Origin of the sequence: Desulfurobacterium sp. (genome assembly GCF_027028515.1) — a bacterium.
In the GTDB taxonomy this organism is placed as follows: domain Bacteria; phylum Aquificota; class Aquificia; order Desulfurobacteriales; family Desulfurobacteriaceae; genus Desulfurobacterium_A.
Genome location: NZ_JALVIW010000066.1, coordinates 19113 through 28970, shown reverse-complemented (window position 1 = coordinate 28970; position 9858 = coordinate 19113). Strand labels below are relative to the sequence as shown.

The following is a 9858-nucleotide window of genomic DNA, read 5'->3' as shown; positions in this document are numbered from 1 at the left end:
CCAAGAGCAACAATGTTCATAGTCTGTCTTTTACCTACAACTTCTGTAGCTGTTCTGGCTATTGGAGCAGCAATAAGTCTGTATCTGTTCGCATCAAGATCACACTGAACAAGATCAATGTCAAAAACAACAATAGCACCATCTTTCACGTTAACAAGAACATCTGCGTCCTTTTCTCCACACTCTGGATCAAGTCTCACAGGCTTACCACCAACCATCTCATCATAGGCTTCCTGAGACTGAATAACAACAGCATCAAGATTAAAAACTTTCGGAAAGTCAATTGGTTCATTTGAAATAACAACATCACCCATGGACGTTCCACTTCTCATAGCGGCACCGTAAGTCGCCGTCTGAGTAACGTGATATCCCTCCTGAACAGCTGCCGCGGCAAGAACATAAGCAGCAAGGAGAGAACCCTGCCCGGCAGAACCTATAACTCTAATTTCGTATCTCATTACTTATTCCCTCCCATTACTTTTTCAACAACACTGTAATACCTGTGAGTGTACTCTTCTCTGTTATCTACGTGATGGAGAATACCTCTTGGAAGTTTAGTTTTTCTCTTTTCCTCAGGAAGCTTCTCCCAGGCTTTGAGAGGAATTGTATTTTCCTTAAGCCACATATACATATCAACAATACCCATTTTATTCTTTCTACCGTACTGAATTGTGCACGGTGTAAGAACTTCTATAAGGGAAAAGCCTTTGTGCTTAATACCGGCTTCTACAAGGTTCACAAGCTCTGTAACATGATACGCTGTTCCCCTTGCAACAAACGTTGCACCAGCTCCAATCGCAAGGTCAGCAATTGAAAAATTTGGCTCATAATTACCGTAAGGTGTCGTTGTTGCGTATGAACCTTTAGGTGTTGTAGGTGAAACCTGACCGCCCGTCATACCGTAAATCCAGTTGTTAAAGAGAAGAACAGTAATATCAATATTTCTACGACATGCATGAATAAAGTGGTTTCCACCAATAGCTGTACAGTCACCATCACCAGTTGTAACAATAACAGTAAGTTCCGGTCTTGCAAGTTTCACACCCGTTGCAAAGGCAAGTGCCCTTCCGTGAGTTGTATGAAGGGTGTAACCGTCAAAATATCCAGGTGTCCTTGAAGAACAACCGATACCTGAAACCATTGAAACGTTGTTATTATCAATTCCAAGTTTATCAAGGGCAATACAGATAGCCTTTAAAACCTGCCCGTTACCACAGCCGGGACACCAGATATGAGGCATCTTATCAATTCTAAGATACTTAAAGTATGGCTTTTTCTCTATCGCTTTCTCAAGCGGAATATCTATTGGTTGAAGCATCATTTACCTCCTAAAATCAAGCTTTTGAAACAGGAATTACTATTTTTCCACTTGCAATTTCCTCAATTTTCTCAAGAATCTCAAACGGATAAATCATCTGACCATTAGCCCTGTTCATCCTGAAGATTGGACACTGTCCCCTTGCACATCTTTCAACTTCAAGAACGTACTGTCCCATGTTAAGCTCAGGAACAAGTATAGCTTTAACCTTTCCTGCAAGTCTGTAAAGTGTCTCTTCCGGAGAAGGCCAGAGAGTTATAGGCCTGAAAAGACCTACTTTTATTCCCTTCTCTCTTGCAAGCTTCACTGCAAGCTTGGCTGATCTTGCAGTTGAACCAAAAGCAACAATAGCAAATTCAGCATCTTCAAGCATAAATTCTTCATTCTTTTCAAGCTCTTTTGCCCTTCTCTTAACCTTTCTTATAAGTCTTTCCACAAGCTCCTGACACATTGCGGGATTGGTTGTCGGGAAACCTGTATAGTCGTGCATAAGTCCAGTTACATGGTATCTATATCCGTCTCCAAAATCGGCAAGAGCCGGCACATCATCCTCTTCAGGCTTATATGCAAGATACTCTTCCGGTGGAACCTTGGGCTTTTTCCTGTTCCATATTTCAGGATCCTTGAACTTAGTCATGTCAACAGACTCTTTCATATGTCCGATAACTTCGTCCATAAGAAGAACAACCGGCGTTCTCAAAACTTCCGCCCAGTTGAAAGCTCTTATAGTCTCTTCCATTACCTCCTCAACAGATGCCGGGCAGAAAGCCGGAATAAGCTTATCACCATGAGTTCCCCACTGCGTCTGCATAACATCCTGCTGACCAACCTGAGTCGGAAGACCTGTTGAAGGACCACCCCTCTGAACGTTTACAATAACTACAGGGGCTTCTGACATTACAGCATAACCTATGTTTTCCTGCTTTAGAGAAAAACCAGGACCTGAAGTTGCAGTCATTGATTTTCTACCGGCAAAAGCACCACCGATAGCACAACCCATTGAAGCAATCTCATCTTCCATTTGAATAAACACACCGCCAACTTTCGGCAGAAGCTCTGCCATCTTTTCAGCAACTTCTGAAGATGGTGTAATAGGATATCCTGCATAGAACCTGCAACCAGCGATAATTGCCGCTTCAGCACAGGCATGGTTACCATACTTTAATTCAAGTTTTGCCATTTTAACCTCCGTTATGCACTTTTACTTCCAGTAATCTCTTCAAACTCTTCCGGTGTGAAAACAAAGATACAAAAGTCAGGACATACAAGTTCGCACTGCTTGCAACCAATGCATTTTTCAGGATACTTGACAGTCATAATCACCTTTATCTTGTCAAGCTCAAGAACATTTGTAGGACAAATAGCGGCACAAACGTTACATCCCTTGCACCAATCAACGTTAATCTCAACTATTCCTTTTGGCTTTGACATCTCTTCCTCCTTATAAAAGACCTCTTTCTTTGAGAGCTTTTTCAACAGTTTCACCTATTTCAGCAGGTGTCTGACATACGTAAGCACCAGCAGCTCTTAACGCTTCCATCTTACTCTTTGCATCACCTTTTCCACCGGAAATAATAGCCCCTGCATGTCCCATCCTTCTTCCTGGAGGTGCAGTAACACCGGCAATGTAAGCAACAACTGGCTTGGAAACATTATTCTTTATGTATTCAGCTGCTTCCTCTTCCATAGTTCCGCCAATTTCACCTATAAGAACTATCGCGTCTGTATCAGGATCGTTATTAAATATTTCGACAGCTTCTCTGTGAGTTGTTCCAGGAACAGGGTCGCCACCTATACCGACAACAGTTGACTGTCCGATCCCTCTTGTTGTTAACTGGTAAGCTGCTTCATAAGTAAGTGTTCCACTCCTTGAAACAATACCAACCCTTCCTTTTTTGAAGATGTGTCCGGGCATAATTCCCATCTTACACTCACCGGGTGTTATAACACCGGGACAGTTCGGCCCAATATACCTAACACCTGTTCCTTCTAACGCCCTTTTTACCTTAACCATATCATTAACAGGAATACCCTCTGTAATACAGATAATTATCTTTATTCCTGCATCTGCAGCTTCAAGTATTGCATCTGCAGCAAATGCCGGCGGAACAAAAATAAGAGAAGCATTTGCACCGGTTTCTTTAACCGCCTCTTCAACCGTATTAAAAACTGGAACCCTGTACTTTTCTTCATCATCCTGCCACGTTATTCCACCTTTACCGGGCGTTACACCGGCAACGATCTGTGTGCCATAATCGAGACACTGCTTTGCATGGAAAGAACCTTCTTTTCCGGTAAGTCCCTGCACAACCACTTTAGTGTTTTTATCTATAAGAACACTCATCTCTTCCTCCCTGTTAATTAAAGTTCACCTTTCGCAGCTTTTACTGCCTTTTGAGCACCATCAGCCATATCTTTTGCTGGAATTATGTTGAGACCACTCTCTTCAAGCATCTTTCTACCAAGCTCAACGTTCGTTCCTTCAAGTCTCACTATCAAAGGCCTGTCAAGCTGAACCTGCTTTGCAGCCTCAACAATACCGCCGGCAATCCTATCGCACCTTACAATACCGCCAAAAATGTTTACAAAAATAGATTTTACGTTTTCGTCCGATAGAAGAAGTTTGAAAGCTGCGGCAACTCTCTCAACAGTAGCACCACCACCAACATCCAGAAAGTTTGCAGGCTCACCGCCGTAGAACTTAATCGTATCCATCGTGGCCATTGCAAGACCAGCACCGTTAACCATACAGCCAATATTTCCGTCGAGCTTTACATAGTTAAGATTCCATTTTTTAGCTTCAAGCTCCAGAGGATCAATCTGAGTTGTATCTTCCATTTCAAGTATATCTTTATGTCTGAAGAGTGCATTGTCATCAAAGTCAATCTTTGCATCAAGGCAGATAAGGTCTCCCTCTTTTGTTAGAACTAAAGGATTAATCTCTATAAGAGAAGCATCAAGGTCAAAGTACATCTTGCCAAGAGTCATGGCCAACTTAACAAATTGAGATATAAGCTTTCTATCCGTAAGTCCTATTTTGAAGGCAATTTTCCTCGCCTGAAAAGGCATGAGTCCCGTTACAGGGTCAACGTGCTCTTTTATGATAAGCTCCGGATTGGTTTTGGCTATCTCTTCAATCTCCATGCCACCGGCGGCAGAAACCATTAAAACCGGTCTTGAAACCTCTCTATCAAGCGTCATTCCAACATAAAACTCTTTATCTATGTTCACTCCAGCTTCTATCAAAACAACATTTATTGGAAGTCCTTCCGGGTTCTGATAAGTCTTTAAACGGTTACCTATCATTTGAGCTGCAATTTCAGCAGCCTCTTCAGGTGATTTTGCAAGTTTAACGCCACCGGCTTTCCCTCTTCCTCCCGCATGAACCTGAGCTTTTACAACAACTACTGGAGTTCCAAGCTCTTCGGCAGCCTGTTTTGCCTCTTGAGCTGAATGGGCAACAATCCCTCGTGGAATTGGCAGGCCATATTTTTGAAATATCTCCTTAGCCTGATACTCGTGAATCTTCATCTTCTTCCTCCCTGCTTATGATTGGAACTATTTTACCAAAAATTTTTACATTTTTTTAACATTCACACATTCGCAGGGAAAGTTTTAAATATTAAAATTTCTTTACTATTGTCTAATCTTAACAGTTTTCTCTGTATAAAGAATCGCAATTATTGAAACAACCGCATAAAGACCTATAATCGTGAAAATTTCCTCTGGCTTAGTTTTTAAGAGATACCCAACAATAGTTGCCGAAGTAACTATCATAAGAATAAGCCCTGCAAGAGCTACACCTATATGAGCGTGTGTTTTTCTTCTCAGTTTTACATTCGCTATTGAAACACCTATTGAAACCGTAAGAAACGTTAAACTCGAAAATTCTGCTATTATACTTAGACTACCCATCATTGAGAACAGCAAAGCAAAAAGAAAAAGAATAGTAAGCGCTGCAACAGGAACAAGTTTTTCATTCCTATTTGACAAAAACCGGGGCATTATCCCCTGTTCTCCCATCTCTGCCATCATCCGTGAAGCACCAAACATTGTTGAATTAACGGCGGAGCTTGTTGCCATAAGAGCTGCTATCCCTATTAAAACCCTACCAAAAACACCCAGTACCGGTTGTGCAACTACGGCAAGGGCATATTCTTTAGCCGCAACTATCTGCTGATAGCTCAGAGTACCAACAGCTATCACAGCCAAAAGAAAATAAATCAATCCGGTTATCATTATGGAACCGTATATACCCCAAGGAATATCTCTATCTGGATTTTCCGTTTCAACAACGGCATTAGTAATAAGTTGAAATCCCTCATACGCAACAAAAATAACAGCAGCACCTAAAAAGACCGGAACAACACCTTTATTCATTAAGGGAACAAACCTATGAACATCAACTCTTGAAAGTCCTATAATAGCAAACAGAGAAAGTATTATTATTTTAAGATAAACTATAATATCTTCCGTAACACCTGAAGACCTGACACCTCTAACATTTATATAATAAAAGAAAAGAAGAACAAGAACAGAAAGACTGATTCTAACAAGATTTGAAGATGAATAACCTAATAAATCAGCACCATAAGCACCAAACGTAAAGGAGTAAAGGGCAAGTGTTCCTATGTAACCTAAAATAACTACCCAGCCTTCAACTGAAGAAATGAAAGGTTTATCAGGAAAGGCCCTTTTAAGATAAGTGTAGCTTGCTCCATCATCCCTGAAAGTAAGGCACAGCTTTACATAGTGATAACCTGCAGCAAGAGCAATCAGCATATCTACGATAAAAGAAATAGGCGCACCGTTACCGGCAAGACCAACGGCTATCCCCAGCACGGAAAATATGCCACCACCTATCATCCCGCCAACGCCAATAGCAATAAGCTCTTTAAGTCCCAATTTCTCTTTGTAAAGTCTGTGAATTTTAGCATTTCTGTCTTTAAAAAGCATAAGCCCTCCTTTAGGCTGGGAGTTCTATAACAAATGTGTTACCGTTAACAAGATATATCCTGCCGCCGTGATCTTCTATTATCCTCTTTGCAATGGCAAGTCCAAGTCCCCAACCACTCTTTTTAGTTGATATATGAGGTGAAAATATTTTGTCTCTTAAACTTTCCGGAATACCGGGACCATTATCTTTAAAGAAGATATAGACTTTCCCGTCTCTATACGCAGTTGATATTGAAACAGCTGAAGCGCCAGCATCAATACTGTTTTCTATAAGATTAAGGAATACTTCCCTGAAAAGTTTTTTATCAACAGGAATTTCAGGGATATTTCCCGGATTAAAATCCACCTTTATCTTTTCCCCGTAGGCAAGGGCGTAAGTCTCCATAAGCTTATTTAAATCTTCCATTCTCTTTTCAGGAAGGGGAAGCCTTGCAAAAGTCCTAAACTCATCAACAAGCCGCCTTATTATTTCAACCTCTTCAACAATAAGCGAAACTGCCTTATCAACAGCCTGTTTAAGCTCTTCAGGAACATTCTGCTTCAAAATCAACCTCCTGACCCTCTCTGCAGACAGCGAAATCGGTGTAAGAGGATTTTTAATCTCATGAGCAAGCCTCTGCGCAACCTCTTTCCAGGCAGACATCTTTTGAGCATTCACCATCTCCGTTAAATCCTCAATAATTACAACACTACCCTCACCGTCCGGAAAGGGAATAACTTCAACCGATAAAAAGCGCTCCTTTCCATCAACAATTTCAGAAATCTCCCTCTTCCCTCCACCGGATAAAAGAAGCTCTTGAACACTACTTTTTATCTCAGGATAAGATTCAAACAATTCCATAAACTGCCTCTTTTCACCAATCTCTTTAACTATCGAAAGGGCAGCTGAATTGAAAGAGATAACTTCACCGTCTTTTGAAACAGTGATAACCGCAGGCGAAATACTGTTTATAACTTTTTCAACATAATCCTTCTCACTTTCAAGTTTTTCCTTTAATGCCTTAAGCTGCTCCACCATATAGTTGAAAGCCACTATAACGTTTTTAAGCTCATCTGTACCTTCTTCTTCAACCTTAACATCAAGGTCGCCCCTTGAAATTCGCCTTGTTGCCCTGTAGAGAGACTCTACAGGAATGTTTATCCGTTTTTCAAAATACCTTGCAAACCAGAAAGCACCAAAAAGGACAAGAAAAGCCATTACCAAAAACGTTGCAGTATAAACACCTTTTATGGGCTTTTCGTACGTTTTCAACATACGATAATCTTTCTGAAGCTGCTCAAGCTGAGAAAATTTTTCTACAAAAGAAGGTGAAATCTTTTTAGAAGCACAATATATGCGTTTACCCCTTTTTACACATACAGTCAAAGTTTTCTTTTTGCTGTCAAAACGGGAATAGAGCCCCTCCACCTCAAGTACTTTTTCCACAGTAAGAGCATCAACGTCTATCTCTCCTTTACACTCCATCCTTTTACCTATACGGCAGATGCCTGCAAAACCCTCTTCAGCAGGATTCACCCTTTTAAAAGAAGGGAAGGTCTCCAAAAAGCGTGCAACATCGCTGGACACAATACTTAAACTCTCCCTTGCAAGAGAAAGAGAGGTCTCAATACTTCTTTTCATCTGAAGGCGAAACAGTCTATCAAGACCTTTATTTACAAAACTTGTCGATATTATCACCGCAAATAGGGAAGGCCCTAAAATGAGAAGAGAAAAGGCAGTAACAAGCTTAAATCTTAACCTTGTGGAACGATGAGGAATAAAAAATAAAAAGATATTCCTTATAAGAAACACAAAAATAACCAATAGAATAATCAGATTAAGGGAAAATAGAATGTGAAAGGTCGGATTACTTAAATAAAATCTGCCGGAAATTCCCGAAATAAATCTTGTTCCATAAAAAAGAAGCACTACAAAAAGCAAAGATAATCCGGCTATTTTTAAAGCTCTGTTTCTCGCTCTCTTTGTTTTAAACACCAATTATCTCTCTCATAGAGCTTACAAAAGGTATCTCTGTTCTCTTTTCAACAGGCTGCTTCAGCACTTTTACCGCCTCAGGCAGAAGTTCTATTAAATCTGTAGCAATAAGAGACTCTTCACCAAACTTTTCTTTTGCCATATTACCAGCAAGGGCGTGAAGAAAGACACCAGCAGCTGCTGCCCTTTCAGCAGAAACACCCATTGCAACAAGTGCACCAATTATCCCTGTAAGAACGTCACCTGTCCCGGCAGTGGCCATTCCGGGATTTCCTATAACGTTTATAAAAGCTCTGCCCTCAGGCGTTGCAACAACTGTTCTACCACCTTTTAAAACAAGAACTACTCCGTATTCTCTGGCAAAGTTAACCGCATGAGTTATAGGGTCAGATACTATTTCAGAAACAGAAAGGCCGGTAAGTCTTGAAAATTCTCCACCGTGAGGCGTAAGAACGGCCGTCTTTTTTAAATCTTTAAGAATCCCAACATTCCTGGAAAGTGCATTTAAACCGTCGGCATCTATGATGAACGGCAAATCAACGTTTTCCAGAATTTCTTTAACAAATACCTCGGTATCCCTGTTCCATCCAAGACCTGGACCTATCGCAACCGCAGAAAACTTACCGTTTTTAAGGCATGTAACCACTTCATCAACAGAGTTGGCGTTAAAGTGACCCCTTTCTGCAGACATTATTGGAACAGTCATCGGTTCCGTAAGCTTAACCTCAAAAACAAGATTAAGATCTCTGGGAACAACCGCTGAAACAAGCCCCACACCTGTTCTTAAAGCTGCCAAAGCACTCATCGATGGTGCACCTGTCTTTCCGCAGGAACCTCCAACAACAGCAAGGAAACCATAGTTGTACTTGTGACTGTTGATATCCCTTTCCGGAAAAACATCAAAAACTTTATCTCTGGTTAAAATACACCTTCCCGGATTATGCCTCTCTGAAATCTTTTCCGGAATGGATATATCAACTACAAAAACATCCCCTACATACTTACAGGCAGGAGCCATAACGTGAACAATCTTCGGGAAAGCAAATGTAACCGTCCAGCTGGCCTTCACAAAAGCACCGGAAGGCAAATTTCCCGTATCGGCAAAAAGGCCTGAAGGAATATCAACAGAAATAACAGGCGTTTCGCTCCTGTTTATAAGGTCTATAACTGAAGCGTAGAAACCTTCAACAGGCTTTGAAAGTCCCGTCCCAAAAATCGCATCAACGACAAAATCTGCTTTCTCACATTCGGAAAATAAATCTCCAAGGTCTATTTCTCTTAAAACGGAGGCAACCTGAACTTTCATGCCCCTTAAAATATCATAATTAACTTTAGCATCCCCCTTTAAACTATCAGGTTCAGACAGAAGGAAAATCTTTACGTCGTAACCGTGACCTATGAGATTCCTGGCAACTGCAAGACCATCACCACCGTTATTTCCTCTGCCGCAGATAACAACCGCTTTCCTTCCGGGAACTCTCTTTTCTATAACAGAAACAACACCACGGGCAGCATTCTCCATAAGAACAACACCTGGAATACCAACACCCTCTATTGTCTCCCTATCCATAATTCCCATTTCAGAAGCCTTGAGAATGAACATACATAC

9 protein-coding genes are annotated in these 9858 nt (G+C 41.0%); all 9 read right to left on the bottom strand.

All coding sequences use genetic code 11. The annotated features are described in order from the left end of the window. The coding region (locus tag MV676_RS06225; RefSeq protein ID WP_297445884.1) for a 2-oxoacid:acceptor oxidoreductase family protein at positions 1–458 on the bottom strand (458 nt) is incomplete at its 3' end. After that, entirely contained in the window at positions 458–1318 is an 861-nt protein-coding gene (locus MV676_RS06220) for a 2-oxoacid:ferredoxin oxidoreductase subunit beta (RefSeq protein ID WP_297445882.1), read from the bottom strand. The genes MV676_RS06225 and MV676_RS06220, both read right to left, overlap by 1 nt. A 16-nt stretch (positions 1319–1334) precedes the next feature. Next, positions 1335–2498: a 2-oxoacid:acceptor oxidoreductase subunit alpha gene (locus MV676_RS06215; protein WP_297445880.1), complete on the bottom strand. Its 1164-nt coding sequence runs from the start codon at positions 2496–2498 to the stop codon at positions 1335–1337. A gap of 11 nt (positions 2499–2509) precedes the next feature. After that, complete coding sequence (locus tag MV676_RS06210) at positions 2510–2749, bottom strand: 4Fe-4S binding protein (protein WP_297445878.1); 240 nt, start codon at positions 2747–2749, stop codon at positions 2510–2512. A 10-nt stretch (positions 2750–2759) separates the two neighbouring features. After that, positions 2760–3662, bottom strand: coding sequence for a succinate--CoA ligase subunit alpha (gene sucD / locus MV676_RS06205; RefSeq protein WP_297445876.1), 903 nt, complete (start codon positions 3660–3662; stop codon positions 2760–2762). Between the two features lie 17 nt (positions 3663–3679). Beyond that, positions 3680–4849 (bottom strand): ADP-forming succinate--CoA ligase subunit beta, encoded by a 1170-nt coding sequence (sucC, locus tag MV676_RS06200; RefSeq protein WP_297445874.1) that lies wholly within the window; start codon positions 4847–4849, stop codon positions 3680–3682. 105 nt (positions 4850–4954) lie between these two features. Beyond that, positions 4955–6274, bottom strand: a complete 1320-nt coding sequence (locus tag MV676_RS06195) for an APC family permease (protein ID WP_297445873.1) — start codon at positions 6272–6274, stop codon at positions 4955–4957. A 10-nt stretch (positions 6275–6284) separates the two neighbouring features. Then, positions 6285–8249, bottom strand: a complete 1965-nt coding sequence (locus tag MV676_RS06190; protein ID WP_297445870.1) for an ATP-binding protein — start codon at positions 8247–8249, stop codon at positions 6285–6287. Continuing rightward, the gene (locus MV676_RS06185; RefSeq protein ID WP_297445869.1) at positions 8242–9852 is read right to left on the bottom strand and encodes an NAD(P)H-hydrate dehydratase; all 1611 of its coding nucleotides are present in this window, start codon (positions 9850–9852) and stop codon (positions 8242–8244) included. Before MV676_RS06185 ends, MV676_RS06190 begins: the two co-directional genes overlap by 8 nt. Between the last annotated feature and the right edge of the window lie 6 nt (positions 9853–9858).

Coding starts and splice junctions, on each gene's coding strand:
- MV676_RS06220 (WP_297445882.1), bottom strand. CDS start 1,318: ATGCTTCAACCAATAGATATTCCGCTTGAGAAAGCGATAGAGAAAAAG.
- MV676_RS06215 (WP_297445880.1), bottom strand. CDS start 2,498: ATGGCAAAACTTGAATTAAAGTATGGTAACCATGCCTGTGCTGAAGCG.
- MV676_RS06210 (WP_297445878.1), bottom strand. CDS start 2,749: ATGTCAAAGCCAAAAGGAATAGTTGAGATTAACGTTGATTGGTGCAAG.
- sucD (WP_297445876.1), bottom strand. CDS start 3,662: ATGAGTGTTCTTATAGATAAAAACACTAAAGTGGTTGTGCAGGGACTT.
- sucC (WP_297445874.1), bottom strand. CDS start 4,849: ATGAAGATTCACGAGTATCAGGCTAAGGAGATATTTCAAAAATATGGC.
- MV676_RS06195 (WP_297445873.1), bottom strand. CDS start 6,274: ATGCTTTTTAAAGACAGAAATGCTAAAATTCACAGACTTTACAAAGAG.
- MV676_RS06185 (WP_297445869.1), bottom strand. CDS start 9,852: ATGTTCATTCTCAAGGCTTCTGAAATGGGAATTATGGATAGGGAGACA.